At 69.9% G+C, this 26,726-nt stretch carries 25 protein-coding genes; 11 read left to right on the forward strand and 14 right to left on the reverse strand.

The annotated features are described in order from the left end of the window. The first annotated feature begins 4 nt into the window (after positions 1–4). From chvE to AB0436_RS03030, 4 genes are all read left to right on the forward strand, one after another. Complete coding sequence (gene chvE / locus AB0436_RS03015; protein ID WP_366465879.1) at positions 5–1,114, forward strand: multiple monosaccharide ABC transporter substrate-binding protein; 1,110 nt, start codon at positions 5–7, stop codon at positions 1,112–1,114. Between the two features lie 23 nt (positions 1,115–1,137). Then, complete coding sequence (gene mmsA / locus AB0436_RS03020; RefSeq protein ID WP_366466142.1) at positions 1,138–2,658, forward strand: multiple monosaccharide ABC transporter ATP-binding protein; 1,521 nt, start codon at positions 1,138–1,140, stop codon at positions 2,656–2,658. A gap of 5 nt (positions 2,659–2,663) precedes the next feature. Next, complete coding sequence (gene mmsB / locus AB0436_RS03025; RefSeq protein WP_366465880.1) at positions 2,664–3,899, forward strand: multiple monosaccharide ABC transporter permease; 1,236 nt, start codon at positions 2,664–2,666, stop codon at positions 3,897–3,899. Between the two features lie 65 nt (positions 3,900–3,964). Next, positions 3,965–5,149 (forward strand): aldose epimerase family protein, encoded by a 1,185-nt coding sequence (locus tag AB0436_RS03030; RefSeq protein ID WP_366465881.1) that lies wholly within the window; start codon positions 3,965–3,967, stop codon positions 5,147–5,149. A 462-nt stretch (positions 5,150–5,611) separates the two neighbouring features. Here the strand turns inward: AB0436_RS03030 and AB0436_RS03035 are convergent, their stop codons facing one another. The 8 genes from AB0436_RS03035 to AB0436_RS03070 form a co-directional block, all read right to left on the reverse strand. Further along, on the reverse strand, positions 5,612–7,126 hold the full coding sequence (locus AB0436_RS03035; protein ID WP_366465882.1) for an alpha-N-arabinofuranosidase: 1,515 nt from the start codon (positions 7,124–7,126) through the stop codon (positions 5,612–5,614). A gap of 15 nt (positions 7,127–7,141) precedes the next feature. Next, positions 7,142–8,026: a carbohydrate ABC transporter permease gene (locus AB0436_RS03040; RefSeq protein ID WP_366465883.1), complete on the reverse strand. Its 885-nt coding sequence runs from the start codon at positions 8,024–8,026 to the stop codon at positions 7,142–7,144. Beyond that, entirely contained in the window at positions 8,023–8,985 is a 963-nt protein-coding gene (locus AB0436_RS03045) for a sugar ABC transporter permease (protein ID WP_366465884.1), read from the reverse strand. The genes AB0436_RS03040 and AB0436_RS03045 overlap by 4 nt, the downstream gene beginning before the upstream one ends. After that, positions 8,982–10,331 (reverse strand): extracellular solute-binding protein, encoded by a 1,350-nt coding sequence (locus AB0436_RS03050; protein ID WP_366465885.1) that lies wholly within the window; start codon positions 10,329–10,331, stop codon positions 8,982–8,984. The genes AB0436_RS03045 and AB0436_RS03050 overlap by 4 nt, the downstream gene beginning before the upstream one ends. A gap of 180 nt (positions 10,332–10,511) precedes the next feature. Further along, on the reverse strand, positions 10,512–11,354 hold the full coding sequence (locus AB0436_RS03055; protein ID WP_366465886.1) for an SMP-30/gluconolactonase/LRE family protein: 843 nt from the start codon (positions 11,352–11,354) through the stop codon (positions 10,512–10,514). Next, positions 11,351–12,121, reverse strand: a complete 771-nt coding sequence (locus AB0436_RS03060) for an IclR family transcriptional regulator (RefSeq protein ID WP_365858976.1) — start codon at positions 12,119–12,121, stop codon at positions 11,351–11,353. The genes AB0436_RS03055 and AB0436_RS03060 overlap by 4 nt, the downstream gene beginning before the upstream one ends. Before the next feature lie 211 nt (positions 12,122–12,332). Then, positions 12,333–12,761, reverse strand: a complete 429-nt coding sequence (locus tag AB0436_RS03065; protein ID WP_366465887.1) for an organic hydroperoxide resistance protein — start codon at positions 12,759–12,761, stop codon at positions 12,333–12,335. 63 nt (positions 12,762–12,824) lie between these two features. Then, complete coding sequence (locus AB0436_RS03070) at positions 12,825–13,844, reverse strand: NADP-dependent oxidoreductase (protein WP_366465888.1); 1,020 nt, start codon at positions 13,842–13,844, stop codon at positions 12,825–12,827. Between the two features lie 94 nt (positions 13,845–13,938). Here AB0436_RS03070 and AB0436_RS03075 point away from each other — a divergent pair, with 94 nt between their 5' ends. Then, the gene (locus AB0436_RS03075) at positions 13,939–14,367 is read left to right on the forward strand and encodes a MarR family transcriptional regulator (RefSeq protein ID WP_366465889.1); all 429 of its coding nucleotides are present in this window, start codon (positions 13,939–13,941) and stop codon (positions 14,365–14,367) included. Positions 14,368–14,376: 9 nt separating this feature from the next. Here the strand turns inward: AB0436_RS03075 and AB0436_RS03080 are convergent, their stop codons facing one another. Next, positions 14,377–15,075 carry a hypothetical protein gene (locus tag AB0436_RS03080; RefSeq protein ID WP_366465891.1) on the reverse strand — a complete coding sequence of 233 codons (699 nt, stop codon included), beginning with the start codon at positions 15,073–15,075 and terminating at the stop codon, positions 14,377–14,379. Positions 15,076–15,187: 112 nt separating this feature from the next. Here AB0436_RS03080 and AB0436_RS03085 point away from each other — a divergent pair, with 112 nt between their 5' ends. The 4 genes from AB0436_RS03085 to AB0436_RS03100 all read left to right on the forward strand — a co-directional run bounded on the left by AB0436_RS03085 (position 15,188) and on the right by AB0436_RS03100 (position 19,860). Further along, positions 15,188–15,778: a hypothetical protein gene (locus AB0436_RS03085; protein WP_366465892.1), complete on the forward strand. Its 591-nt coding sequence runs from the start codon at positions 15,188–15,190 to the stop codon at positions 15,776–15,778. Between the two features lie 146 nt (positions 15,779–15,924). After that, entirely contained in the window at positions 15,925–16,962 is a 1,038-nt protein-coding gene (locus tag AB0436_RS03090) for a rod shape-determining protein (RefSeq protein ID WP_366465893.1), read from the forward strand. Between the two features lie 6 nt (positions 16,963–16,968). Beyond that, positions 16,969–18,420, forward strand: a complete 1,452-nt coding sequence (locus tag AB0436_RS03095) for a GAF domain-containing protein (RefSeq protein WP_366465894.1) — start codon at positions 16,969–16,971, stop codon at positions 18,418–18,420. 9 nt (positions 18,421–18,429) lie between these two features. Then, complete coding sequence (locus AB0436_RS03100) at positions 18,430–19,860, forward strand: acyl-CoA synthetase (RefSeq protein ID WP_366465895.1); 1,431 nt, start codon at positions 18,430–18,432, stop codon at positions 19,858–19,860. A gap of 21 nt (positions 19,861–19,881) precedes the next feature. On the opposite strand, the gene AB0436_RS03105 is transcribed toward AB0436_RS03100, so the two are convergent. The 4 genes from AB0436_RS03105 to AB0436_RS03120 form a co-directional block, all read right to left on the reverse strand. Then, positions 19,882–21,120, reverse strand: a complete 1,239-nt coding sequence (locus tag AB0436_RS03105) for an MFS transporter (RefSeq protein WP_366466143.1) — start codon at positions 21,118–21,120, stop codon at positions 19,882–19,884. Between the two features lie 112 nt (positions 21,121–21,232). Continuing rightward, on the reverse strand, positions 21,233–23,179 hold the full coding sequence (locus AB0436_RS03110; RefSeq protein ID WP_366465896.1) for an ABC transporter permease: 1,947 nt from the start codon (positions 23,177–23,179) through the stop codon (positions 21,233–21,235). Positions 23,180–23,225: 46 nt separating this feature from the next. After that, complete coding sequence (gene modA, locus AB0436_RS03115) at positions 23,226–24,029, reverse strand: molybdate ABC transporter substrate-binding protein (protein WP_366465897.1); 804 nt, start codon at positions 24,027–24,029, stop codon at positions 23,226–23,228. An 81-nt stretch (positions 24,030–24,110) separates the two neighbouring features. Beyond that, positions 24,111–24,506 carry a helix-turn-helix transcriptional regulator gene (locus tag AB0436_RS03120; RefSeq protein WP_366465898.1) on the reverse strand — a complete coding sequence of 132 codons (396 nt, stop codon included), beginning with the start codon at positions 24,504–24,506 and terminating at the stop codon, positions 24,111–24,113. 178 nt (positions 24,507–24,684) lie between these two features. Between AB0436_RS03120 and AB0436_RS03125 the strand changes: the two genes are divergently transcribed. Together AB0436_RS03125 and AB0436_RS03130 are read left to right on the forward strand one after the other, a co-directional pair. Further along, positions 24,685–25,110: a TOBE domain-containing protein gene (locus AB0436_RS03125; RefSeq protein ID WP_366465900.1), complete on the forward strand. Its 426-nt coding sequence runs from the start codon at positions 24,685–24,687 to the stop codon at positions 25,108–25,110. A 227-nt stretch (positions 25,111–25,337) separates the two neighbouring features. Further along, on the forward strand, positions 25,338–25,844 hold the full coding sequence (locus AB0436_RS03130) for a DoxX family protein (protein WP_366466144.1): 507 nt from the start codon (positions 25,338–25,340) through the stop codon (positions 25,842–25,844). Here AB0436_RS03130 and AB0436_RS03135 read toward each other — a convergent pair. Further along, positions 25,753–26,724 carry an NADPH:quinone reductase gene (locus AB0436_RS03135; RefSeq protein WP_366465901.1) on the reverse strand — a complete coding sequence of 324 codons (972 nt, stop codon included), beginning with the start codon at positions 26,722–26,724 and terminating at the stop codon, positions 25,753–25,755. The genes AB0436_RS03130 and AB0436_RS03135 overlap by 92 nt on opposite strands. Positions 26,725–26,726: the final 2 nt, after the last annotated feature.

Consider the following 26,726-nt stretch of genomic DNA (forward strand, 5'->3'; position numbering starts at 1 on the left):
CGCCATGCGACACTCACGCCGCACCGCAATGACCCTCGTCGCCGGATCCCTGGTCCTCGCTCTCGCCGCCTGCGGCCAGAGCAGCTCCGGGGGCAGCAAGGAGACCAAGACCGGCGGCAAGGGCTCCACCATCGGCATCGCCATGCCGACGAAGTCGTCGGAGCGCTGGATAAACGACGGCAACAACATGGTCAAGCAGTTCAAGGCGCTGGGCTACAAGACCGATCTGCAGTACGGCGAGGACGACGTCGACCACCAGGTCTCGCAGATCGAGAACATGATCACCAAGGGTGTGGATGTCCTGGTGGTCGCGGCCATCGACGGCAAGGCCCTGTCCGATGTGCTGCAGCAGGCCGCCGACCAGCACATCAAGGTGATCTCCTACGACCGGCTGATCCTCGGCACCCCGAACGTCGACTACTACGCGTCCTTCGACAACGAGAAGGTCGGCGTACTCCAGGCCACGTACATCATCGACAAGCTGGGTCTCAAGAGCGGCGCCAAGAAGGGCCCGTTCAACATCGAGTTGTTCGCCGGCTCGCCCGACGACAACAACACGCGCTACTTCTGGGACGGCGCGATGAAGACCCTCAAGCCGTACCTCGACAAGAAGGAGCTGGTGGTCCGCTCCAAGCAGACCAAGCTCGACCAGGCCACCACCCTGCGCTGGGACGGTGCCACCGCGCAGAAGCGGATGGACGACCTGCTGACCAAGGCGTACTCGTCGGCCAACGTCGACGCGGTGCTCTCCCCGTACGACGGCATCTCGATCGGTGTTCTCTCGTCGCTGAAGTCGGACGGATACGGAACCGCCGCCAAGCCCTACCCGATCGTCACCGGGCAGGACGGCGAGGTCGCATCGGTGAAGTCGATCATCGCGGGCCAGCAGACGCAGACCGTCTACAAGGACACCAGGGCGCTCGCCAAGCAGGCCGTGCAGATGGCCGACGCCATGCTGAACAACAAGAAGGTCGAGGTCAACGACACGACGACCTACAACAACGGCAAGAAGGTCGTCCCCTCGTATCTCCTGAAGCCGGTCAGCGTGGACAAGTCCAACTACAAGGCGGAGATGGTGGACTCCGGCTACATCAAGGCGAGTGACCTGAAGTGAGCAACAGCACGCCGGTGCTGGAGATGCGCTCGATCGTGAAGACGTTCCCCGGCGTTCGGGCGCTCTCCGATGTATCGCTATCCGTCGCCGAGGGCGAGGTGCACGCCATCTGCGGTGAGAACGGGGCGGGCAAGTCGACCCTGATGAAGGTGCTCAGCGGGGTTCATCCGCACGGGAGTTACGAGGGCGACATCCTCTTCCAGGGAGAGGACTGCGCCTTCAAGGACATCCGGGCCAGTGAGGCGCGCGGAATCGTCATCATCCACCAGGAACTGGCGCTCATCCCGTTTCTCTCGATCGCCGAGAACATCTTCCTGGGCAACGAGCACGCCAACCGCGGGGTCATCAGCTGGAACGAGACGCTGCGGCACGCGGCGCAGCTGCTGAAGCGGGTCGGGCTGACCGAGCACCCGCAGACCCGGGTCGCGGACATCGGGGTCGGCAAGCAACAGCTCGTGGAGATCGCCAAGGCGCTCTCCAAGGAGGTGAAGCTGCTGATCCTGGACGAGCCGACGGCTGCCCTGAACGACGAGGACAGTGCCAAACTCCTGGATCTGATCCTGGAGCTGAAGGCACAGGGCATCACCTCGATCATCATCTCGCACAAGCTCAACGAGATCTCCGCGGTCGCCGACTCCGTCACGATCATCCGCGACGGCCGGACCATCGAGACCCTCGATGTGAAGGCTCCCGAGATGACCGAGGACCGGATCATCCGCGGCATGGTCGGCCGCGACCTCGACCACCGTTTCCCCGAACGGACCGCCTACCAGGGCGATCCGGGCGCGCACCCCGCACTCGAGGTGCGGAACTGGACCGTCCACCATCCGATCGACCAGCAGCGCAAGGTGGTCGACCACGTCTCCCTGCATGTCGGGCGGGGCGAGATCGTGGGCATCGCCGGCCTCATGGGGGCCGGCCGGACCGAACTGGCGATGAGCGTCTTCGGGCGTTCGTACGGCCGGAACATCAGCGGCACCGTCCACAAGGACGGCAAGGAGATCCGAACCAGGACGGTCCCCGAGGCGGTCGACCACGGCATCGCCTACGTCACCGAGGACCGTAAGCACTACGGCCTCAACCTCATCGACACCATCAGCCGCAACATCACCATGAGTGCGCTGGCGAAGGTGTCGAAACGCGGCGTGGTGGACGAGCACGAGGAGACCCGGGTCGCCGAGTCGTACCGCACGTCCATGAACATCAAGACCCCGACCGTCTTCGAACAGGTCGGCCGGCTCTCCGGCGGCAACCAGCAGAAGGTCGTCCTCAGCAAGTGGATCTTCGCGGGGCCCGAAGTGCTGATCCTCGACGAGCCGACCCGCGGTATCGACGTCGGCGCCAAGTACGAGATCTACACCGTGATCGACCAGCTCGCCGCCGAGGGCAAGGCCGTCGTCTTCATCTCGTCCGAACTTCCCGAACTGCTCGGCATGTGCGACCGCATCTACACCATGGCGGCCGGCCGGCTCACCGGTGAGGTCGCACGGGCGGAAGCGACCCAGGAAGTGCTGATGCGCCACATGACCATGAACAAGAGGTAGCTGCCATGGGTCCGGTCACCACCGAAACCCCGAAGAACGCCGCTCCGGCGCCCGAGTCCCCGCGGTCCGCCGCCGGAGCACTCCTGATGGACGCCGTGCGGCGCAACATGCGCCAGTACGGGATGCTGATCGCGCTCGCGCTCATCGTCGTGCTGTTCCAGATATGGACCGACGGCGTCCTGCTCAAGCCCAACAACGTCACCAACCTGGTCCTCCAGAACAGCTACATCCTGGTGCTGGCCATCGGCATGATGATCGTCATCATCGCCGGTCACATCGACCTCTCGGTCGGATCGCTGGCCGCCTTCGTCTCCGCCGCCTGCGCCGTGATGATGGTCGAGCACAAGGTGCCCTGGGTACTGGCCCTGGTCATCGCGCTGATCATCGGCGCGGCCGCGGGCGCCTGGCAGGGCTTCTGGATCGCCTATGTGGGCATCCCGTCCTTCATCGTCACCCTCGCCGGAATGCTGATCTTCCGGGGTGCTACCCAGATCCTGCTGGGCTCCCGCTCGCTGGGCCCCTTCCCCGACGGCTTCCAGAAGATCTCGACCGGCTACCTGCCGTCCGTCGGCCCGAACACGAACTACCACAACCTCACCCTGCTGATGGGTGTGGCACTGATCGCCGTGGTCCTGATCCAGGAACTCCGCTCGCGCCGCCGCGAGAAGGAGTACGAGCTGGACGTCCTGCCCAAGGGCCTGTTCATCACCAAGTGCGTGGCGATGATCGCCGCGATCGTGGCCTTCACCATGACCCTGGCCAGCTACCGGGGTGTCCCGATCGTGCTGCTGGTGCTGGCGGCCCTGCTCATCGGGCTCGGTTTCGTGATGCGCAACGCGGTCGTCGGCCGCCATGTGTACGCGCTCGGCGGCAACCAGCCGGCGGCCAAGCTGTCCGGTGTCAAGGACAAGCGGATCACCTTCCTGGTCTTCGTGAACATGGGTGTCCTGGCGGCGCTCGCCGGGGTGGTCTTCGCGGCCCGGCTGAACGCGGGAACCCCCAACGCGGGTGTGAACTTCGAACTCGAGGCGATCGCCGCCTCGTTCATCGGCGGCGCCTCGATGAGCGGCGGCGTCGGCACGGTGTTCGGCGCGATCATCGGCGGTCTGGTCCTGGGCGTGCTGAACAACGGCATGTCCCTGGTGGGCGTCGGCAGCGACTATCAGCAGGTCATCAAGGGGCTGGTGCTCCTGGCCGCGGTCGGCTTCGACGTCTACAACAAGCGCAAGGTCGGTTCGTAGGTCCTGCGCGTCACGCACGACCCCGTAGGTCTCTTTCGTACGACTCTCTCCGAGGAGCTGCACGCATGCTGAACCCTGCACAGAAGCCGAGCAGACGCACCGTGATGGCCGCGGCAGCGGCGGCCGGGCTGGCCGCCACCACGTCGATCGGCAGCGCTCACGCCGCCGAGGGCCACACCTCGTGGGCATCGTCGAGCCCGTCGAAGAAGTTCTTCGGCACCCTGGCGGACGGCACCAAGGTCGACGTGTGGACCGTCGCCAACGGCGGCACCCGCCTCCAGGTCCTCTCCTACGGCGGGATCATCCACTCGCTGGAGGTCCCGGACCGCCGGGGGCGCACGGCCAACATCGCCCTCGGCTTCGACAACCTCGCGGACTACGTCGCCAAGAGCCCGTATTTCGGCGGGCTCATCGGGCGGTACGGCAACCGCATCGCCCGCGGCAGGTTCACCCTGGACGGCGTCACGTACCAGGTGCCGGTGAACGACGGGGTGAACAGCCTGCACGGTGGCACCAAGGGCTTCGACAAGCAGATGTGGCACGTCGAACCGTTCGACCGGCAGGGGGACCGCGGTCTGGTGCTGTCCCGGATCTCTCCGGACGGCGAGATGGGCTACCCGGGCACCCTCAAGGTCCAGGTCACCTACACGCTGACCCGGCGCGGCGAATGGCGGATCGACTACGAGGCGACGACCGACCGGGCGACCGTCGTCAACCTGACCAGCCACACCTATTTCAACCTGTCCGGTGAGGGCAGCGGGTCCGTCTACGACCACACCCTGCAGCTGGCCGCCGCCCGCTACACCCCGGTCGACTCCGGGCTCATCCCGACCGGCGCCCTGCCCCATGTGTCCGGCACCCCCTTCGACTTCCGCCGGGCGAAGGCGATCGGGAGGGACATCCGGGAGGCCGACGACCAACTGGTGTACGGCAAGGGATTCGACCACAACTGGGCGCTCGACAAGGGCATCACGGCCCGCCCCGAGCACGCGCTGACGCTGACCGACCCGGCGTCCGGCCGGGTCATGAAGACGTACACGACCGAGCCGGGCCTGCAGTTCTACTCCGGGAACCAACTGGACGGCACCCTCGCGGGCACCTCGGGGAAGCTCTACCGCCAGGGTGACGCACTCGCCCTGGAGACCCAGCACTACCCGGACTCCCCCAACGAGCCGTCCTTCCCGAGCACGGTGCTCCGCCCGGGGCAGACCTACCGCACCACCACCGTCCACGCGTTCTCGACCCGCTGACGGACCTCCCCCGGGAGGGTACTGAACCGCTGTGCCCCGCAGGCGCCCTGATCCCCTGCGGGGCACAGCACTGTCCGGAACTCCGGCCGGCTCACGCGGAGTGCTGCGCCGCCAGGGCGAGCAGCTCGTCGACCGACCAGTGGTCCAGCGCGTTGCGGCCGTACTTCACGGCCAGCAGGGTGCCGTCCGCGCCGATCAGGAAGTCCGCGGGGAGGCCGAGGACGCTCTCGTGCTCGGTGGGGTACGAGGGACGGCCGGCCCGGTTGCCGCGCAGGCCGTCGGGCCGGCGGCCAGCAGCTCGTCGTGCCGGACGGCGATGGAGAGTCGCCCGGTGCGCAGCGGTGCGAGGTGTCTGCTGCGAACCGGGCCGACGGGGTGCTTTTCGGTGTTCTTGTCGTCTTCACGCACCCTGAGAGTGCGCCACGGGCCCGAGTGTGACATCGGGTGCGGGCCCGATGCGGGTCAGGCCAGCCTGATGACGTTCCAGGAAAGCGGCTCCAGCGTGGTGACCAGCGAACCGTCACGCACCGACGTCGTTCCCTCCGCAGCCGGGTGCGGGGCGACGCGCTCCGGGTCGGTGAGGGTGTTGCGGGCGTCGGGATCGGCGTCGGCCAGCACGCTGTGCTCGACCAACGAGCCGACGGAGGTGCCCCGCAGATCCACGGTGAGCGGCAGCGCCTCGGTCCGGCTCCGGTTGACCGCGAACACGGTGACCGTGCCGTCGTCGGCCTGCACGGCCGTCGCGTGCAGCAGGTCCACGTCGCCGTAGCGCTGCGTCGGGTACGTGGGCGAGTCCACCCGTACGTCGAGGACCGTGCCCCGGCCGTACCGGGAAGCCTGGGCGAAGGGGAAGAAGGTGGTCTGCCGCCAGGCGGGGCCGCCCGGCTCGGTCATGATCGGCGCGATCACGTTGACCAGCTGGGCCAGACAGGCCACGGTGACCCGGTCCGCGTGGCGCAGCAGCGCGATCAGCAGCGAGCCGAAGACCACCGCGTCGGTGACCGTGTAGAGGTCCTCGAGGAGCCGCGGCGCCTCCACCCACTCCTCGGGCGGCTTGCTCTCGGCGCGGGTCTGGTACCAGACGTTCCACTCGTCGAAGGACAGGTTGATCTTCTTCTTCGACTTCAGCCGGGCGCCCACGTGGTCGCAGGTCGCCACCACGTTCTCGATGAAGGACTCCATGTCGACGGCGGAGGCCAGGAAGGAGTCGCGGTCGCCGTCGTGCTCCTCGTAGTAGGCGTGCAGCGAGATGTAGTCGACGAGGTCGTAGCTCTCGGCGAGTACGGTCGCCTCCCAGACGGCGAAGGTCTGCATGCCCTGTCCGGACGAGCCGCAGGCGACGAGCTCGACGGACGGGTCCAGCTGCCGCATGGCGCGGGCGGTCTCGGCGGCGAGCCTGCCGTACTCCTCGGCGGTCTTGTGGCCGGTCTGCCAGGGGCCGTCCATCTCGTTGCCCAGGCACCACAGCTTGATGCCGAAGGGCTCCTTGTCGCCGTGCGACACCCGCAGGTCGGAGAGTGCGGTGCCGGACGGGTGGTTGGCGTACTCCTGGAGCTCGAGTGCTTCGGCGACACCGCGGGTGCCGAGGTTGAGCGCCATCATCGGCTCGGCGTGCGAACCCACCTTCTTCAGGAAGGCGTGGAACTCGGAGAGGCCGAACCGGTTGGTCTCGGTGGAGTGCCAGGCCAGGTCGAGCCGGCGCGGGCGGTCCTCCACGGGGCCGACGGAGTCCTCCCACTTGAAGCCGGAGACGAAGTTCCCGCCGGGGTAACGGATCGCGGTGGCTCCCAGCTCACGGACCAGAGCGAGCACATCGGTACGCAGTCCGTCCTCGTCGGCCGCGGGGTGCCCCGGCTCGTGGATCCCGGTGTAGACACAGCGGCCGAGGTGCTCGACGAAGGACCCGAAGAGCCGCGGATCGACCTCGCCCACGGCGAAGGCGGGGTCGAGGGCGAAGCGGGAGGTGCGGAGGGACATGCAAACTGCCTTTCGCTACTGGCCGGCGAGGCCCGTGTGGGCCACACCGCTGACGATCTGACGCTGGAAGAAGATGAAGACGATGATCAGTGGCAGGCCGGCGATCAGCCCGCCCGCCATCAGCTGCGCCCACTGGAAGCCGAAGGCGTTCTGCACGGTCGCGATGCCGTTGGGCATCGTCATCAGGTCCGGGTTGGACGTCACCATGTACGGCCAGAGGAAGTTGTTCCAGGACGCGATGAAGGTGAAGATCCCGACCGCGGAGAGCGAGGGGCGGGAGAGCGGCAGCACGATGGTGAAGAAGACCCGCCAGCGTCCCGCGCCGTCGATGAACGCGGCCTCCTCCAGTTCGCGCGGAATGCCCTGGAAGAACTTGTAGAGGATGTAGACCATCGCGGCCGGAGCGCACTGCGGGAGGATCATGCCCCAGTAGGTGTCGACCATCCCCATGGACTGGACGGTGGTGAAGAGCGGGATGCCGAGGACCGCCGGTGACACCATCAGACCGGCCATGGTGAGCCCGAGCAGCGCCTTCTTGCCGCGGAACTCGGTACGCGCGAAGCCGTATCCGGCCAGCGCGGAGACCAGTAGCACGATGAAGGTGACGCAGACCGAGACGATGACGGAGTTGACGAACCAGTTGGGGATGTTCCCGGCATCGAAGACGTTCCGCCAGCCCTGCACCGTCCAGTGGTGCGGCAGCCAGTGAACGGGCAGGGTGACCGCCTCGGTCTCGGACTTGAGCGAGGTGACCAGCGCCCAGGCCAGCGGCGCCATCCAGACCGCGGAGACCAGCACACCGACCGCGGTGAGCACGGCCTGACCGACCGTCCACGGCCTGCGGTCCTTGGCGCTGCGGTTCTTGATGCTGCGGTTCTTGGGCATGGTGGCAGTGCTCATCGCACGCCCTCCTCACGCTTGCGCAGCAGCCACATACGCCCCAGGGCGATCACTGCGATGATCAGGAACAGGATGAAGGAGATCGCGGACGCGTAGCCCACCCGGTAACTGGTGAAGCCCTGCTCCAGCGTGTACTGCACGAAGGTTCTGGTCGACTCCTCCGGCCCCGGCCCGAACTGGTAGAGGATCACGGCCTGGTCGAAGAGCTGGAGCGAGGCGAGGATCTGCAGCACCACGATGAGTCCGGTGATGTTGCGCAGCATCGGCAGGGTGATGTGCAGGGTGCGCCGCCAGGCGTTCGCGCCGTCCAGTTCGGCGGCCTCGTAGAGGTGCTGCGGGATGTTCTGCAGGGCCGCCAGATAGAGCAGGAAGCTGAAGCCGACCGTCCACCACAGGGTGCAGATGACGATGGCGAGCATCGCGGTGGACTTCTGGGTGAGCCAGGGCGTCTGGAGGCCGAGAACGTGGTTGACCATGCCGGTGGCCGGCTGGAAGAGCCACCACCAGAGGTTGCCGACGACCGCCGACGGGAGCAGGAACGGGGCGAAGAAGCACAGCCGCCAAAGCCACTTGGCGCGTTCGATGTGGTGCGCGAGCATCGCCAGCAGAAAGGCGAGGACCACGATGCAGGGGACCACGAGGAGCGTGAAGTAGGCGCTGTGGCCGAGCGAGGACCACACCAGCGGGTCGTCGAGGGCCTCGCGGTAGTTGTCCAGGCCGACGAAGTGGGCTCCGACGCCGGAGATGTTGGCGTCGGTGAAGCTCAGCCAGAGTCCGCGCAGCACCGGGACGATCACGAACAGGCCGAAAAGGACGAAGAAGGGAGCGACGAACCAGCCGCCGTGCTGCAGCCCGCGCCCCAGCCGGGCTCGCGCGCTGTCCTCGCGGGCTTCCTCCCGGCCGACCCGGGCGGGCCGTATCGCGGCGGTGGGCACCGCCACGCTCTCGGTACTCGTCATGCGCCGGGACCTCCCTCGGTGGCGGTGGTGCCTTCCATCGGGTTCTTCATCGTCAGCAGCTTCTCCAGGACTCCGCGCATCTTTCGGGCGGCCGCCTCGGGTTTGGCGGAGCCGAGGTTGGAGGCGGCGACGACGGGGCCGATGCGCTGGGACAGCGTCCCCGTCGAGCCCGAGAACCACGCCGAGGGCTCGAACGCCAGGTGGTCCATGGCGGAGGAGTACTCGGACTGCGGCTGGAGCTTGCGGTAGTCGGCGTCGTCCTGGATCGGCAGATAGGCGGGGATGTGGCCGCCCCTGGCCCATTCCAGCGCGTTCTTCACGATGAACGCGGTGAGCCGGTGGGCCGCCTCGTTGCCCGCGCCGCCCCGGTTCGACTGGTGCGGCAGGACGAATCCGTGCGACTCGGCCTGGCTGGTCGGCGGGCCGAAGACGCCCGGCATCGGGGTGGCGCCGTAGTCCAGTCCGGCGCCGGTGTAGACGGGCACCGACCAGTCGCCCTCCCAGACGAAGGCGCTGCCGTTGGTGAACGACGCGCCGTCGTCGGCGCCGACGGTCGCATAGCCGTCGGTGACGTGCTTGCGCAGGAACTCCAGGACCTGGGTGGCCTTGTCGGTGTCGAAGGTGACGTCCGAACCGTCGGAGCTGAGGCAGGTGCCACCGAGCTGGGTGTAGAAGGAGAGGAAGAACCACCAGGAGAAGTTCTGGTCGTTGGCGTGGATCCCCACGGTCTCCAGACCGCCCTTGACCACTTTCTTGGCGGCCTTCAGTGCGGCGAACCAGTCATCGGGGGAGCTGATCGCGACGAGTTTTCCGTCGTCGCCGATGAGTCCGGCCTTCTTGCAGATGTCCTTGCGGTAGAAGCTGATCTGCACGTGGGTGTCGAGCGGCACCCCGTACAACTTGCCGTCGACCATGCCGCGCTTCCACACCGCCGGGCTGAAGTCCTGTTCCCTGAGGCCGTACCGGGCGAGCAGGTCCACGTCGAACGGGTCGAGCAGCCGGCCGGGCGCGAAGCCCGGGATCCGGCCCAGATGCATCACACCGAGCTCGGGCGCCCGGTTGCCGGAGGCCGCCATGGCCAGCTTGGTGTAGTACGGATTGCCCCAGGTGAGCGTGGAGTCCTTGACGTCGATGTCCGGGTACGCCTTACGGAAGGCGTCGAGGATGGCGATCATGTTGGCACCGTCGCCGCCGCTGAAGAGATTCCAGTAGCGGACGCGGGTGTGCGCGGTGGAGGCGAGCGCGTCGGCCCCCGTGCCCAGCGCGGCGAACCCGAAGCTGCCCGCCACCGCCAGCCCGCCGACACCGGTCAGCAGCTGCCTGCGGTTGAGGTCAGGTCGTCCCATGCCCTGCCCTTACTGTTCGAATTAACGGATGTTCGAGATATCGGATGATGCTCGTAACTTCGAACGGACGTTAAAGTCGAACGTGTTGCGCGTCAATGGCTTGGGCGAAATTCCCGAACAACGTCCGACGCTCCGAACAAAGGAGTGCCGGACGTGCCGTGGGGCGGCGGCAGCGGCCGGTCAGCCCGCGAAAGCCGGCTGCGGCAGGCCCTGCCCGGCGTCCGGCAGGACCAGCAGAGACCCGGCGAGCGGGTGCGGGGCCGCAAGACCGGTTCGGGCCGTGCTGATGTAGAGATCGCGCAGCTCACGGCCGCCGAAGGCGCAGGCGGTGGGGCGCGGAACGGGCAACTCGACGGTTCTGTCCAGCACGCCGTCCGGGGTGTAGCGGCGCACCGCAGCACCGTCCCAGAGTGCCACCCAGACGCATCCGGCCGCGTCGACGGTCAGCCCGTCGGGGTAGCCCGCACCTTCCTCGATCGTCGCGAACTCGCGTCTGTCGTGCGGGAGTTCGCCGTCGAAGTCGAAGACGTCGATCCGTCGGGTCGGGGTGTCGATCCAGTACATCAGGGAGCCGTCGGGGCTCCAGCCCGTGCCGTTGGCGACCGTGGCGGTCAGCTGGTGCAGGGCGCCGCCGTCCGGGGCGATCCGGGCCAGTGTGCCGCCTCCCGGCGCCTCGTCGTACCGCATCGTGCCGGCCCAGAGCGCTCCGTCGGGGGCGATCGCGGCGTCGTTGCCCCGCCGTCCCGCCACCGGGTCGCGCAGCAGCCAGCGGAAGGCGCCGTCCGGCCCGTACAGCCCCACGCCGTCCCTGAGGTTGACCACCAGCCCCCCGCCGGCCCGTGGCTTGGCGGCGCCGACATGCTGCCCGGCGTCCATGACGGTCCGCCGACCCGTCGCCGGGTCGTAGGTGTGGACCCGGGCGGAGAGGATGTCCACCCAGATCAGCCGGTCCTCCGCCGCGTCCCAGGTCGGGCCCTCGCCGAGGGCCGCCCGTTCCCGTACCGCCACCTCGGGGCGGATCACGGGTGGCTCCGGTGGCCGAGGCGGGTGGAGAGCTCCGCGGCGCCCTTGAGCGCCAGCTGCTCCAGCTCGCTCTCGCGGTCCGCGTTCCAGCGGATCATCGGCACGGAGATGGAGAGCGCCGCGACGACCCGACCGGCGCCGTTGCGCACCGGGGCGGCCACGCAGCTCACGTCCGGGTTGGACTCCCGGTGCTCGACCGCGACCCCGCGCTCCCTGATGCCGGCGAGCGCCTCCCGCAGGACGGCCGGGTCGGTCAGACTGTTGGGGGTCATCGCGATGAGTTCACGGCCGGAGATCCGGGCGGTGAGTTCGGGCTCGGACAGCGAGGCGAGCAGCATCTTGCCGACGGAGGTGCAGTGCGCGGGCAGCCTTCGGCCGGCGGCCGACACCATCCGCACCGCATGGGTGGAGTCGACCTTCGCGATGTAGATGACGTCGGTGTCCTCGAGAATGGCGACGTGCACGGTCTCGTCGCAGGTTTCGGCGACCTCACGGGCCACCTGCTGCCCCTCGGCCGCCAGATCGAGCTGCTCGGCATAGCGGCTGCCCAGCTGGTACGTCCGGACGCCGAGCCGGTACCTGCCCGGCTGCTCGGGCACCGGAACCAGGTAGGCGCGGGCGGCGAGCGTGGTGAGCAGCTCGTGCACCGTGGTGCGCGGCAGCTGAAGTCTGCGGGTCACATCGGGCGCGGAGAGCGAGCCGTCCCCTTCGAGGAACAGCTCGAGTATGTCCAGCGCCCGGGTCACCGCCGGGACCAGTCGTCCCATGGTGGTCCACCCACCCTTCTGATCGGTTCACCAGTGTTCGAAACTCCGGCCACCGGTCGGAATTACGAACACAGCGTATCCATAGCGCTGTTCGGCGGGCAATGGTAGGGCACCGGCGAGAAGGCGCGCGGGGCTGACACCGCCGTGGCAGTGTCAGCCCCGCGCAGGCCGGACCGGCTGGTCACCGGGGCCGGCCATTCGGCCCGGGAGGTCAGGCGACGGCCAGCTCGACCTTGATGTTGCCGCGGGTGGCGTTCGAGTACGGGCACACCTGGTGCGCCTTCTCGATGAGCGACTTCGCGGTGGCCGCGTCGACGTTCGGGATGGAGGCGGTGATGGTGACCTCCAGGCCGAAGCCGCCCTGCTCGTTCTTGCCGATGCCGACGGCGGCGGTCACCGTGGAACCGGAGATGTCCGCCTTGTCCTGGCGGGCGACGACGCCGAGCGCACCCTGGAAGCAGGCGCTGTAACCGGCGGCGAAGAGCTGCTCCGGGTTGGTGCCGCTGCCGCTGCCGCCCATCTCCTTCGGCGGGTTGACGACCACGTCGAGCTTGCCGTCATCGGAGGAGACCCGGCCGTCCCGGCCGTTCTCCGCGGTGGCGACGGCCGTGTACGCGACATCGATCTTCTGGATAGCCATGAAGGTTCCTTCTCTTGTGTACGCCGCGACTCGCGCCCACGATCGCGGCGGTCTGATGTGAGACTACTGGTTGACCGCGACGATCATCTTCCCGGTGTTCTCGCCGCGCAGCATGCCGAGGAACGCGTCGACACCCCGCTCGACGCCCTCGACGACCGTCTCCTGGTACTTCAGCTCGCCGGAACCGATCCAGCCGGCGACCTCCTGGACGAACTGACCCTGCAGGTGGCTGTGATCATTGACCAGCATGCCCTGCAGCCGCAGCCGCTTGCCGATGATCAGCGCCATGTTCCGCGGCCCCGGGGTCGACTCGGTGTTGTTGTACTGCGAGATCATTCCGCAGATGGTGGCGCGGCCGTGCACGTTGAAGGAGCTGATGGCCGCTTCGAGGTGGTCGCCGCCCACATTGTCGAAGTAGACGTCGATGCCGTCCGGGGCGGCCTCGCGCAGCTGCTTGCCGACGGGGCCGTTCTTGTAGTTGAACGCCGCGTCGAAGCCCAGGTCGTCGATGAGGTGCTTGACCTTCTCGTCGGAGCCCGCGGAGCCGATGACCCGGGCGGCGCCCTTCAGCCGTGCCATCTGGCCGACCTGATTGCCGACCGCTCCCGCCGCGCCGGAGACGAAGACCGTGTCGCCCTCCTTGAAGGAGGCGACCTCGAAGAGCCCGGCATAGGCGGTGAGGCCGGTCATGCCGAGCACACCGAGGTAGGCGGAGAGCGGGGCGAGCGAGGCATCGACCTTGGTGGCGTGCCGGGCGGGCACCTGCGCGTACTCACGCCAGCCGAGCCCGTGCAGGACATGGTCGCCGACCGCGAATCCGTCCGCACGGGACGCGATGACCTCGCCGACCGCACCGCCGTCCATCGGCTTGTCGAGCTGGAAGGGCGGGGTGTACGACTTCACGTCGTTCATCCGGCCGCGCATGTACGGGTCGACCGAGAAGTAGAGGTTGCGGACCAGGATCCGGCCTTCGGCGGGTTCGGTCAGCTCGACCTCGCGCAGCGCGAAGTCATCCGGGGTGGGCCAGCCGTCCGGGCGTGCGGTGAGGTGCCATTCGCGGCCGGTGGTGGGGAGTGCTGACATGCGGGGTGCAACCTCCTAGAAAAAGCTTCAGGTGATGAAACAACCATGCGCCCGGATATTTTAGATTGTCAAGTAAGCAGGTACGCTGGTGTGCATGGCCACTCGAACAGACCCGCTGACCCTCGAAGTCGTCGAGCTGATCGGCGACGTCGTCACCCGGTACTACGAGGAGTACGACGAAGCCGCGGCCGAACACTCGCTCACCGGCGCCCAGGCCCGGGTACTCGGTCTGCTCTCCATCGAGGCGACGCCCATGCGTGCCCTCGCCAGGAAGCTGAAATGCGAGCCGTCGAACGTCACCGGCATCGTCGACCGGCTGGAGGCCCGCGGGCTGGTCGAGCGCCGCCCCGATCCGGCGGACCGCCGGGTCAAGCTGGCCGCTGCCACCGACCGGGGCGCGGCGACCGCGGCCCAACTGCGCGCCTCGCTGAAGTTCGCCCGCGAGCCGCTGGGCGAGCTGTCCGCCGCGGAGCGCACCGTGCTGCGTGATCTGCTGAAGCGGATGCTGGGCGGAGCCGTCTGACCGTGCGGCTCAGGCACACCACCACAGGAACCGGGTGCACCTCCTGGTCGGCGTGGGAGTGGGCGTCGGCGGGGGCTGCTGAGTGGCCGGCGGCGGGGGCCCGCCGGGGTTGCCGCTCTGCCCGGGCGGCGAGGTGACCGGCGAGGCCGATGCGGGATCCGGCTGCGGCACACCGGGCGATGCGGTGTCTCCGGGTCCGGGGTGCGCCGAAGCGGATGCGGCTGCCTCGGAGGCCGTGGTCCCGGCACCGGTATCGGTACCCGTGGTACCGGCCGGCGCGCCGGTTCCGCCCGCAGCGGACCGCTCGGCCGCCGGTACCTCCGACGGACGCCCCGGGTCGCCGCTGTCCGTGGCGCCCGGGCCGGGCGGCTCCGTGGGCCGGTCGGCCTCCTTCACGGAAGCAGCGGCATTGTCCTGCGGGGCCTCGGTCGCCAGCTCCGCCAGGCTGAGCGCCCCCGCGGCCAGGACCACCCCCAGCGTGGCGACCAGCGCGGTACGGCGCCCGGAACGCCTGCGGGCCCGCCGGGCACGGCCCGCGGGTTGCTTGCGCGCCCGGCGGTGGGCGGCAGGCGGACCGTCGCGGCGGTCGAGCTCGTGGACCACCGGTTCAACGGCGGCGGGCTGCACCGGTTCGTCGGCCGGGGCGCCGCAACCGGCACAGGCGAGGGCGCCGTTGAGGTGTCTGCGACACGCGTAGCAGTAATCCATGGCGCCCGCAGATTATGCGCGCCGAGGTCACCACAGGGGGCAGCGGCTGTGAGGATCTTGTGTGGAAGCCGCCATTCCGGGGGGTGTCGGCGCGCCGGGGCAGGATGGGGGCATGCCGCGTTCAGGAGCCTCGCATCCGGCGGCCCCCTTCGGGCCGCTCGACTTCCAACTGGTGCTGCTGCGCCGGATGGCCGACCAGCAGCCGGGGCTGGTCGAGGACGCCCGGCATGAACTGGGCGTCTCGCTCGCGCAGCTGCGTGAGGCCAACCGCCGCTGGCAGGCGATGGTCCGCTCCCCCAGGTCCCGCGGAGCCGCGCAGCGCTACCGCTCGGTGCTCGGCGAGCCCGCAGCGACCGCCCGCAGACGCATCGGCGACCTGGAGTGCGACGCCTACCAGTGGCCGGTGCCGCTCTGGCCCGCGCTGCGCTTCGAAGTGCTGACCGCGCCGGGCGGCGCGGTGTGGAACGAGTGGCTGGTCCGGGCCCCCGGCGCTGCCGCTCCGGAGCTCCGCTCGACGCAGGATCTGCTCCCCTGGTCCTGCACTGTGGACGAAGTGGCCCGCGCCTTCGATCCGGTGCGGCCGCTGGAGGGAACCGCGCCGACCCGGTGGCGCCTCGCCTTCACCCCGCCGGGCGAACAGCGCTGCGTCGCCGACTTCACCTGGGGGCTGCTCCAGGAGGTGCGTTTCCCCGAGCGGACGTGACCGCGCGGCGCCGGGCCGGCGACAGGCCGGAACGGGGCACTCGACCGGCTCACCCCAACGCGCGCACGGCCTCCGGGCGCTGCACGATACAGAGAGGGCCGGCCGCCGCCGGCGCTCCACCTCAGCGCTTCTCGGGAGATTCTGCCGTGACCGTGAGTCTTGAGCAGTTGCGACGTTGCCAGGTTGCCGTCGACCTCGGGGCCGCGCGGACCCGCGTCTACATGAAGGGCGCCGGACTCGTCGTGGACGAACCGAGTGTCGCCGCCGTGAACGTCCGTACCGGTGCCCTCATCGGCGTCGGCGCGTTCGCCGAGCAGATGACGGGCCGCACCCCCCAGTACATCCGGGTGGTACGCCCGGTCTCCGGCGGCACCGTCGTCGACATCGACATGGCCAGACGGATGTTGCGCCAACTGCTCGGGGACAAGCTCCGCCGCAAACTCCGCCGGACGCCGATGCTGCGCGCGGCCGCCTGCACCCCGCACGAGGCCGATCCGCTCGCCCGGCGCGCCACGATCGAGACGCTGGTCGGCCTCGGCGCCCGGCGGGTGGAGCTGGTCGACATCCTGATCGCGGCCGCCGTCGGCTGCGGACTTCCGGTGGAAGAACCGACCGCCACCATGATCATGGTCTGTGGCGCGGCGACCACCCAGATCGCCGTGCTCTCGCTGGGCTCGATCGTCACCGCCGAGCGGGTCCCGGCCGGCGGCGAGGCCATCGACCGGGCCATCGTCCAGCATCTGCGACAGGAGCACGAGTTGGTGGTACCGAACCAGTCGGTGCGCCCGCTGCAACTGGCGCTCGGCGGCCAGGGGCTGACCCCCTACGGGCCCGCGACCAGCCTCGTCCACGGCCGGGACGTGGTCACCGGGCTGGCCCGCTCGGTGGATGTGGACATGGCGGCCGTGCGGGAGGCCATACACACCCCGCTGATGGCCGTGATCGACGGCATCGGCAGAGTACTGCGGGAGTGCCCGCCGGACCTCGTCGCCGATCTCTCGGAACGCGGGATCATAATGGTCGGCGGTAGCGCACTGCTCCCCGGCCTCGACCAGATGCTGCGCGACGCGACGGGGATGCCGGTGCGGATCGCCGACCAGCCCGACGTCTGCTCCGTGCTCGGCCTCGGTTCGATGCTGGAGGGAAAGATCCAGCCGATGGTCCTCGATCCACTCGGCAGTTGAGCCGACATGGCCGACGCCGCCCGGCTGCCGGCACTTCTCGAAGCGGTGCTCAGCGTCGGCACCGACCTCGACCTGCGCACCACCCTCCAGCACATCGTGGACTCGGCGGCCGAACTCACCGGTGCGCGCCACGGCGTACTCGCGGTGGTCGATCCCGACCGCGACAGCATCACGGACGTGTTCTGGACCGGCGGCGCTCCGACCGGCAGCATCGCCGGCGAACCCCTGGTCAGCCTTCCGCTCGACACCCCCGGGCTGCTCCGGGTCCCGATCCTGGTGCACGACGAGGCATTCGGCGCCCTGCGGCTCGTGGAGAAGCAGCACGGCGCCTTCGACGCCGACGACGAGGCGCTGCTGCAGGTGCTCGCCGCACAGGCCGGAATCGCGATCGGCAACGCCCGGCTCTACGAGACGGCCCGGCTGCGGGAGCGCTGGATCAAGGGGGCGGCCACCGTCACCAACGCACTGCTCACCGGCGAGACCGCGGACGACGCCCTGACCATCGTCGCCGAGCAGGCCCGCGGCCTCGCCGACGCGGTGGCGGGCGTCGTACTGCTGCCGACCCGGACGGGCGGGATGGAGATCGTCGCCGCCTCCACCTTCGACGACCCGGGTGACCTGGTGGGCGCCACCATCGCACCCGGCTCCGCCGTCCTGGTTCAACTCCTGGGCGGCGAACCGGTGTTCATCGGCGACTCGTCGACGGACCCGCGGATGACCACCCATGTCCGGGCCCGCTTCGGGCCGAGCATGATGATCCCGCTGCAGAGCGACGGCAAGCTCATCGGGACGCTCGCTCTGCCCCGGCGGCGCGGCGCCCGCCCGTACAGCGAGGTGGACCGGTCGCTGGCCATGCAGTTCGCCTCGCAGGCCGCGCTGGCGCTGGTGCTCGCCGACGCGCAGCAGAACCGGTGGCAGCTCGCGGTGTACGAGGACCGTGACCGGATCGCCCGTGACCTGCACGACTTGGTGATCCAGCGGCTCTTCGCCACCGAGATGATGCTGGAGTCCACCCGGCGCCGGGCGACCAGTACGGAGATCGGCGAGCTGATCGGCAGGGCGGGGGACGAACTCAACTCGACGATCCAGGACGTCAGGACGGCCATCTTCGCCCTTCAGCAGCCGCCGGCCGAGGCCCCGTCCACGCTGCGTGGCCGGGTCCTTCGGGAGACGGAAGGGGCCGGGGCGCTGCTGGGCTTCGCACCTTCGGTGCGCTTCTTCGGCCCGGTGGAGTCCCGGGTCCCCGACGATGTGGCCGAGAAGCTCCTGGCCGAACTGCGCCGCGCCCTCGCCCGCGCCCACCGGGTGGCTGATGTCTCGCACATCGCGGTGGTGATCGACGCCCGGGGCGCCGGGGTACGGATGACCGTCACCCATGACGGGACGCCGGACGGGGAGAGCGGCGAGAACCCGGTGGTCTGGGAGGCGCCACCGGATCCGGGTACGGACGGGTCCTAAGCTCGGCACATGACCGTACTGCTGCCTGCCCTGCACGCCGCGTCCGGCCGGGAGGCCGTGCGGTTCACCGACCGCGCGCTGACCTATGCCGAACTGGCCACCGCCGCCGGGTCGCTGGCCGCCCGGATCGCCGGCGCCGGGCGCGTCGCGATCTGGGCGACGCCCACACCCGAGACCGCCGTCGCCGTGGTGGCCGCGCTGCTGGCCGGGGTCGCCGCCGTACCGCTGAACCCGAAGACCGGGGAGCGGGAGCTGGCACACATCGTGTCGGACAGCGCGCCGTCCGTGGTGCTGGCCGGGGCGGACGACCAACTGCCCGCGGGGCTCGCCGGGATCAGCCGTATCGACGCCCCGCTCACCGGCGCCGCGTCCGCGCTGCCCGCCGAGCCGTCCCCCGAGTCACCCGCACTGATCATCTACACCTCGGGCACCACCGGGCCGCCGAAGGGCGCCGTGGTCCCGCGCCGGGCCATCGCGTCGACGCTGGACGCGCTGGCGGAGGCCTGGCAGTGGACGGCGGACGACGTACTGGTGCACGCCCTGCCGCTGTTCCACGTGCACGGTCTGATCCTCGGCATCCTGGGACCGCTGCGGCGCGGCGGATCCGTACGCCATCTGGGCCGCTTCTCCACGGAGGGCGTCACCGGGGAGCTGCTGGCGGGGGCCACCATGCTGTTCGGCGTCCCCACCATGTACCACCGCCTGGCCGAAGCACTCGAAAAGGGCCGGGAGCTGGCCGGGGCGCTGGCCCGGGCCCGGCTGCTGGTCTCGGGGTCGGCGGCGCTTCCCGTGCACGACCACGAACGGATCACCGCGGCGACCGGGCGCCAGGTCGTCGAGCGGTACGGCATGACGGAGACCCTCATGCTGTGCTCGGTCCTGCCGGCGGCCGCACCGGCGGACGGCGGGTCCCGGCCCGGCACCGTCGGTGTGCCGCTGCGCGGGGTGGAGCTGCGGCTGGTCGACGAGGCCGACGGCATCGGCGAGATCCAGGTGCGTGGCCCGAACCTCTTCCTGGGCTACCTGAACCGGCCGGACGCGACGGCGGCCGCTTTCGACGGGGACTGGTTCCGTACCGGCGACCTGGCAAGCGTCGACGAGGACGGGCAGATCCGCATCGTCGGCCGCAAGGCCACCGACCTGATCAAGAGCGGCGGTTACAAGATCGGCGCGGGCGAGATCGAGAACGCACTCCTGGAGTACCCGGGGGTGAGCGAGGCCGCCGTCACCGGTGAGGCCGACCCGGATCTCGGGGAACGGATCGTCGCCTGGATCGTCCCCGACGATCCCGCCGCTCCGCCCGGGGCAGCGGAACTCGCGGATCATGTGGCCCGCAGGCTGTCCCCGCACAAACGCCCACGCACCGTCCGGTACCTGCCGGCACTGCCCCGCAACGAGATGGGGAAGATCATGAAACGGTCGTTGTCCGAAGGCGCGTGACGGCTACGGCCGCGGCCCCTGCTACGGCTGCGGTGACCGCGCGTCGTACCGGAGGAAGGTCCGCCGGCCCACGAAACCCAGCAGGCCGACGGCCAGCACACAGGCGATGCCGCCGCCGACCACGGCGATGGACGGGGTCCACAGATCGCCCGCCGATCCGGCGATGAAGTCACCGAGACGCGGGCCGCCGGCGACCACCACGATGAAGACGCCCTGCAGCCTGCCGCGCATCTCGTCGGGGGCCGCCACCTGCATCATGGTGTTGCGGAACACCATCGACACGGTGTCCGCGGCGCCGGCGAGTGCGAGGAAGAACAGCCCCAGCCAGAGGTTCCTGGTCAGCCCGAACACCGCAACCGCCAGCCCCCATCCGGCGACCGCGTACACGATGGCGAGGCCGTGCCGCCGGACACCGCTCAGCCAGCCGGAGAACACTCCGCCGAGCAGTGCGCCCACCGCCGGCGCCGCGACCAGCAGTCCGGTCGTCGTGGCGTCCCCGCCGTACCAGAGCAGGGCCACCGCCGGAAAGAGCGCCCGGGGCTGGGCGAGGATCATGGCGCAGAAGTCTGAGAAGAACGTCATCCGCAGGTTCGGCCGGGTGGCCAGGAAGCGCAGCCCGTCGAGGACCGAGGCCCGGCGCTTCGCCCCCGCCACCCGGTCGGGAAGCATCGAAGGCAGTCGCCACATCGCATAGAGCGCGGCCAGGAAGGAGAGCGCGTCGACCAGGTAAGCGGCCTGGTAGCCCCGGAACCCGACGATCAGCCCACCGAGCATCGGCCCCAGCAGCATCCCGGCCGTCCCGGTCATCGAACTCAGCGCGTTGGCCGCCGGCAGTTGTTCGGCCGGTACCAGCCGGGGCATCATCGCCGATCTGGCCGGTGAGTTGAGCGCCGCGCAGACCGACTGCAGCGCCACGATGCCGTACAGGAACCAGACATGATGGAATCCGGCGAACGCCGCTGCCGAGAGTCCGGCCGACAGCACCGCCGATCCGACGGCGCTCCAGAGTCCCAGTTCGCGCCGGTCGAGGGTGTCGGCGATGGCGCCGCCGTAGAGCCCGAAAGCGACCAGCGGCACCAGGGAGAAGAGCCCGACGAGCCCGACCGAGAAGCTGGAGCGGGTCACGTCGTACACCTGGAGGGAGATCGCCAGGGCGGTCATGCCCTGGCCGATCCACGAGACGGTGTTGCCGAACCAGAGCCGCCGGAAATCGGGGGACGTACGCAGCGGGGTGAGGTCGGCGAGTATGCGTCGCCGTATCGGCTGGTCCTGCGGCTGGTCCGGGGCCGGATCGTGCGGCGGATCCCGGGGCGGGCTTGTCTGGGTCACACGGGATGCTAACCGGTTTCCTGGTACACCCAACCGCCCCGGCTCAGAGGCCGACCAGCGTGATCTCCGTGGCCTTCACGCTGGTCCATACCGAAACGCCGTCGGCCAGGCCGAGTTCGGCGGCTGCCTGCGGGGTGATCTCGGCGACCAGATCCGGCACCTGGTCGGAGGTGATCAGTACCCGCAGCCGGCTGCCCGCCGAGGTGATCTCGCGCACCCTGCCCGGCCAGACGTTACGAGGGCTGCCGGCCGGCCGGTCGCGGTGCACGGCGACCGCCTCCGGTGCGATGATCGCCAGTGCTTCGGTGCCGGCGGCGAGGTGGTCGGCCACGATCAGCCGGCCGCCGCCGGGAAGCGCCAGCCCTTCCGGCGCGGCGTGCCCCGGCCAGGCGTTACGGCCCAGCATCCGGGCCACCCAGGGCGACCGCGGATGCCGGGTGACCTCGGCGGGCGCAGCGTCCTGCAGCATCCGTCCGTCGTCGAGCACCAGCACCCGGTCGGCCAGCGAGACCGCCTCGACCGGGTCATGGGTGACGATCAGGCAGACGCCGCCGAAGCCGCTCAGATGGCTGCGCAGGGTGTGCCGTACCTGGGCCCGGGTGGTCTGGTCGAGTGCGGCCAGCGGCTCGTCGAGCAGCAGCAGCCGGGGCCTGGCGGCCAGCGCCCTGGCCAGCGCGACCCGCTGCGCCTGACCGCCGGACAGCTGGGAGGGCTTACGGGCGGCCAGGTGCCCGACGCCGAGCCGGGCGAGCCACCGCCCGGCCTCCCGGCGGGCCTCGGCTCGCGGGACGCCGTGCGCCCGCAGCCCGTACGCCGTATTGGTCAGTGCGCTCAGATGCGGAAAGAGCGCACCGTCCTGCGGGACCCAGGCAACCCCGCGGCGGTGCGGCGGCAGCGCGGTGACGTCCAGATTCCCGAGACGCAGCGCGGCATGCGCGCGCGGGGTCAGACCGAGGAGGGCGCGCAACAGGGTGGTCTTGCCCGCGCCGTTGGGGCCGACGACGGCGATGGTGGTGCCGGGTTCGGCGTCCAGGGTCAGCCGGGCGAAACCGGTGACATCGGCGTGCAGCGGCCAACGTTCCTGCTGCGCCGGGGACTTCGGCCCGTCGGTTTCGGCGGGTGCGAAAGGGACCGCCTGCGCGCCGTCCTCCGCCGGCGGCTCCCAGCGCTGGGTACGACGATCGGCCGTGCCGCCGGTCCAGCGCCCGCGCAGGGAGATGAGCACGGCCATCGCGATGACCAGCAGCAGCAGCGATACGGACGTCGCGGCCTCCGGGGAGTCCTGGAGCAGCAGGTACACCTGCAGCGGCAGCGTCTGGGTGGTGCCGGGAAGGTTCCCGGCGAAGGTGATCGTGGCACCGAACTCACCGAGCGCCCGCGCCCAGGTCAGCGCGGCGCCCGCGACGAGTCCGGGGGCGACCATGGGCAGTGTCACGGTGAGGAACACCCGCACCGGTGAGGCGCCGAGTGATGCGGCGGTCTCCTCGTAACGGGGGCGCAGGCCGGCGAGGGTGCCCTCCAGGCTGATGATCAGGAACGGCATCGCGACGAAGGTCGCGGCCACCACGGCGCCCGAGGTGTGGAAGGGCAGCGTGATCCCGAAGGTGTCCTCCAGCCAGGGGCCGAGCACGCCGCGCCGGCCGAATCCGAGCAGCAGGGCGACCCCGCCGACGGTGGGCGGCAGCACCATCGGCAGCAGCACCAGGGACCGCACGACCGTCTTGCCGGGAAAGTCCACCCTGGCCAGCAGCCAGGCCAGCGGCACCCCCAGCACCAGGGACAGCGCCAGCGCCCAGAAGGAGACCAGCAGCGACAGCCGCAGCGCCTGCAGGACTTCCGGGCTGGTCAGATGGGTGCCGAGGTCGCTCCAGGAGGTCCGGGCGAGGATGCCGATCAACGGCATCAGCAGAAAGGCCACCGCCAGCAGCGCGGGCAGGGCCAGCACGACGGGCGTGCCCCTGCCGGGCATACGGGTGCGGGGGCGTCTCATCTGGATCCCTCGGGTTCGGAACGCGCGGAGCGAGCTGCCTGGGCGGCTACGGCCGCTGGAAACCGGCGTCCCGCAGGATCTTCTGCGCTTCCGGGGTGGCGAGCCACTTGGCGAAGGAGGCGGCGGCTGCCGCGTGCTTGGACGTCTTGAGAGTCGCCACCGGGTAGGAGGCGACCGCGTTCTGCGCATCGGGAATCGCCACCGTGCCGACCTTGCCGGGCGCCGTGGCCGCGTCCGTTTTGTAGACGAGGCCGGCGTCGGCCTCGCCGAGTTCGACCTTGCTGAGGACCGCCCGCACGTTCGGCTCCTGGGAGACCGGCTTCACGACGATCTTCTGGGCGTCCAGGATCTGCTTGCTGTACCGGCCCACCGGCACCTCGGGGGCGGCCAGCACCACCTTCAGCTTGGTGTCGGCCAGGTCCTTGAGCGTGGCGACCCGGTCCGGATTGCCCTTCCCGACGACGATGACCAGGCGGTTCTTGGCGAAGATGCTGGGCGTGCCGGTGTCCTGCTTCAGCCCGTCCATGGTCTTGGTGTCCGCGGTGGCCAGCACGTCGGCCGGGGCTCCCTGTTTCACCTGGGCGGCCAGCTCCTGCGAACCGGCGAAGGAGAAGTTGATCTTCGTGCCCGGGCGCTGCTTCTCGTACGCGGCGGCCTCGGTCTTGAAGACATCGGTGAGCGAGGACGCGGCGAGCACTGTCAGATCGGCGCTCGGAGCACTGCTGCCGGAGCCGTCGGAGGTGGCGCCGCCGGCCGTCTTTCCGTCACTGCCGCAGGCCGCGAGCGGCAGCAGCAGCGCGGCGGTCACGATCGCAGTCGCGGCACGGCGCCGGGTGAGGGTGGGATACATGGGGACACAGGCTCCTTGAGGAACGGGCGGCAGGGGCGCCCGAGGCATGGTTTCGGCCGCGCCGCACCCGGCGCGCGCGTCTCACGTGCGGTCGATGTGCACGCTGGTGGACTTCACCCGGGCGGTGGCCTGCATGCCGACCTCGAGACCGAGCTCCTCGACGGCCTCCCGGGTCAGCAGGGACACCAGCCGGTGCGGGCCGGCCTGGATCTCGACCTGGGCGGCGACATCGCCGAGCTTGACGGCGGTCACGATGCCCGGGAAGGCGTTGCGCGCCGAGGTGTAGGGCGCTTCCTCCTCGCCCGCCGCGTTCTGTGCGACCTCGATCGAGAACGCGGCCAGATCACGGCCGTCGATCAGTCGCCGTCCGGCCTCGTCGCGATGGGTCGCGACCCGGCCGGCGTCCGCCCAGCGGCGAGCGGTGTCGGGGCTGACGCCGAGCAGACGTGCCGCCTGACCGATCGTGTAGGACTGCATGTGCGACAAGATAGGCCTGTTCGGCTCGCATTTGCAATTCATCGGGCGATCCTCTATGGCAGATGCGACCCACCTCGGAGAAAGACCCCAACCCGCGATCCGCTCAGGCGCGATTACAGTGCGAAGGACGATCGTTACAAACTCTCACAAACCGAACCCGCAGGTGAGGCATCCGCCCATGACTCTGAGCATCCGCAACCAACTGCTGGGCACCGTCACCGACGTCACCCCCGGCGAGGTGATGGCGGCCGTCAAGGTCCGTCTCGACGGCGGTCAGGAGGTCACCGCGGCGATCACCCTGGAGGCGGTGCGGGAGCTGGGCGTCGCGGAGGGTTCGCTGGTGCGCGTCCTGGTCAAGTCCACCGAGGTCTCACTGGCGGTCGGACCGGTCACCGGCGTGAGCATCCGCAACCGGATCCCCGGCACGGTCACCGCCGTCACCAGCGGCGGAGCCATGGCCGGCGTCAAGGTCACCGTCGACGGCGGCGAACTGACCGCGGCCATCACCGCGGACGCGGCCACCGAACTGGACCTTGCCGTCGGCACACCGGTGGTCGCACTGATCAAGTCCACCGAGATCTCACTCGCCACCGGCGACTACTGACCGGACGGTACGGCCCGTACCTCCGTGCCCGTTCGTCAGGCCGACAACGCCCGGACGAACGTAGGTGGTCCGGTGAACACCGCGCGCGCCTCCGCCTCTTCCAGCGCGGCTCACGTCCTTCTCCACGCACTCTTGACGCGGACACGTCCAGGGGTATGGTCTAGACCAAGCTGGTAGAGACCAGTGGCGACATGTCTCGTCACCAAGTGACGGAGGAATCAGTCGGTATGCAGGAGAAACTCTGGCCGCACGTCCTTTCACTCTTCCGGATCGTCGTCGGGGCGCTGTTCGTCTGCCATGGTGCAGCGACCGTGTTCGGCGTCCTGGGCGGAAACTTCGGCTCCGGCGGCGCCGCCCCCGTCGGAACGTGGCCCGGATGGTGGGCCGGCCTCATCCAGCTCGTCGGCGGCGCCTTGGTCACAGTGGGGCTGGCCACTCGTCCGGCGGCCCTGCTGTGCTCCGGCTCCATGGCCTTCGCGTACTTCGACGTCCACCAGCACAAAGCGCTCCTGCCGATCCAGAACGCAGGCGAGTTACCCGTGCTGTTCTGCTGGGCCTTCCTGCTCATAGCCGTCGCCGGTCCCGGCCTCTGGGCCCTGGACACGGTGTTGCCGCGCAGCCACCTCCAGGAACTCCGGCCGTCTACGTTTCCAGGACGAGGCGACCGCGTACCTCTCCGCTCTCCAGCAGTCGGTGCGCATGAGCACCCCGGGCGAGCGGAAGCCGCTGAGTGATGACGGGGCGCCAGGTGGTGGTGCGCAGCAGGCGGACGACGCCGTCGGCGGCCTCGGCCAGGTCGTCCGGGGTCGCGTTGCTGATGGCGAAACCGACGATGCTCGCATCGCGGGTGTAGAGGCGCCCCAGCGGCAGGGCGGGCGTCTGCTCCAGGCCGACCATGGTGATCAGCCGTCCGCCGAGGCCGAGCAGGCCGATCGCGGCCCCCGCATCGTCGTGCCCGGAGGTGTCCAGGTACACGTCGAAGCCGCCGTGCGAGCACTCCGCCAGCTGTTCGCCGAGCTGTTCGCTGCGGTAGTCGAGGACGTGGGCGGCGCCCAGCTCCCGGACCCGGTCGTGGTCGTCGCGGCCGGCGGTGGCCACCACCGTGGCGCCGGCGGCCGCGGCCAGGGCGACGGCCGCGGAGCCCACGTTGCCCGCCCCGCCCCCGACGTAGAGGCGGTCGCCGTATCGCAACCGGCCGTGCCTGAAGAGCGCCAGCCAGGCGGATGCGGCCGGGTGCGCCGCAGCGACCAGAACAAGCGGATCGATGTCATCGGGGGCCGCATACAGGCGGTCGGCGGCCACTGCTGCGTACTCCGCGAAGGAGCCCTGACGTCCGCGGTGGCCGAGGCTGTTGCACCACACCCGCTGCCCCGGTTCGAACCTCGTGGCGCCCGGCCCTGTTTCGGCCACCTCGCCGACCAGGTCGCGGCCGATGACGAACGGGCTGGGCATCGCGGTCGGATAAGCGCCCGAGCGGACAAAGGTGTCCACCGGGTTGGCGGCCACCGCCCGGACCCGTACCAACACGTCCGTCGGCCCGATGGCCGGTACCGGCAGCCGTCCGTACTGGACGGCCTCCACCGGCCCGGGGCCGTCCACATGAACGGCGTTCATCT

The sequence above is a fragment of the Streptomyces sp. NPDC051322 genome (assembly GCF_040689485.1).
Lineage (GTDB): Bacteria > Actinomycetota > Actinomycetes > Streptomycetales > Streptomycetaceae > Streptomyces.

Coding starts and splice junctions, on each gene's coding strand:
- chvE (WP_366465879.1), top strand. CDS start 5: ATGCGACACTCACGCCGCACCGCAATGACCCTCGTCGCCGGATCCCTG.
- mmsA (WP_366466142.1), top strand. CDS start 1,138: ATGCGCTCGATCGTGAAGACGTTCCCCGGCGTTCGGGCGCTCTCCGAT.
- mmsB (WP_366465880.1), top strand. CDS start 2,664: ATGGGTCCGGTCACCACCGAAACCCCGAAGAACGCCGCTCCGGCGCCC.
- AB0436_RS03030 (WP_366465881.1), top strand. CDS start 3,965: ATGCTGAACCCTGCACAGAAGCCGAGCAGACGCACCGTGATGGCCGCG.
- AB0436_RS03035 (WP_366465882.1), bottom strand. CDS start 7,126: ATGTCCCTCCGCACCTCCCGCTTCGCCCTCGACCCCGCCTTCGCCGTG.
- AB0436_RS03040 (WP_366465883.1), bottom strand. CDS start 8,026: ATGAGCACTGCCACCATGCCCAAGAACCGCAGCATCAAGAACCGCAGC.
- AB0436_RS03045 (WP_366465884.1), bottom strand. CDS start 8,985: ATGACGAGTACCGAGAGCGTGGCGGTGCCCACCGCCGCGATACGGCCC.
- AB0436_RS03050 (WP_366465885.1), bottom strand. CDS start 10,331: ATGGGACGACCTGACCTCAACCGCAGGCAGCTGCTGACCGGTGTCGGC.
- AB0436_RS03060 (WP_365858976.1), bottom strand. CDS start 12,121: ATGGGACGACTGGTCCCGGCGGTGACCCGGGCGCTGGACATACTCGAG.
- AB0436_RS03065 (WP_366465887.1), bottom strand. CDS start 12,761: ATGGCTATCCAGAAGATCGATGTCGCGTACACGGCCGTCGCCACCGCG.
- AB0436_RS03070 (WP_366465888.1), bottom strand. CDS start 13,844: ATGTCAGCACTCCCCACCACCGGCCGCGAATGGCACCTCACCGCACGC.
- AB0436_RS03075 (WP_366465889.1), top strand. CDS start 13,939: ATGGCCACTCGAACAGACCCGCTGACCCTCGAAGTCGTCGAGCTGATC.
- AB0436_RS03080 (WP_366465891.1), bottom strand. CDS start 15,075: ATGGATTACTGCTACGCGTGTCGCAGACACCTCAACGGCGCCCTCGCC.
- AB0436_RS03085 (WP_366465892.1), top strand. CDS start 15,188: ATGCCGCGTTCAGGAGCCTCGCATCCGGCGGCCCCCTTCGGGCCGCTC.
- AB0436_RS03095 (WP_366465894.1), top strand. CDS start 16,969: ATGGCCGACGCCGCCCGGCTGCCGGCACTTCTCGAAGCGGTGCTCAGC.
- AB0436_RS03100 (WP_366465895.1), top strand. CDS start 18,430: ATGACCGTACTGCTGCCTGCCCTGCACGCCGCGTCCGGCCGGGAGGCC.
- AB0436_RS03110 (WP_366465896.1), bottom strand. CDS start 23,179: ATGAGACGCCCCCGCACCCGTATGCCCGGCAGGGGCACGCCCGTCGTG.
- modA (WP_366465897.1), bottom strand. CDS start 24,029: ATGTATCCCACCCTCACCCGGCGCCGTGCCGCGACTGCGATCGTGACC.
- AB0436_RS03120 (WP_366465898.1), bottom strand. CDS start 24,506: ATGCAGTCCTACACGATCGGTCAGGCGGCACGTCTGCTCGGCGTCAGC.
- AB0436_RS03125 (WP_366465900.1), top strand. CDS start 24,685: ATGACTCTGAGCATCCGCAACCAACTGCTGGGCACCGTCACCGACGTC.
- AB0436_RS03130 (WP_366466144.1), top strand. CDS start 25,338: ATGCAGGAGAAACTCTGGCCGCACGTCCTTTCACTCTTCCGGATCGTC.
- AB0436_RS03135 (WP_366465901.1), bottom strand. CDS start 26,724: ATGAACGCCGTTCATGTGGACGGCCCCGGGCCGGTGGAGGCCGTCCAG.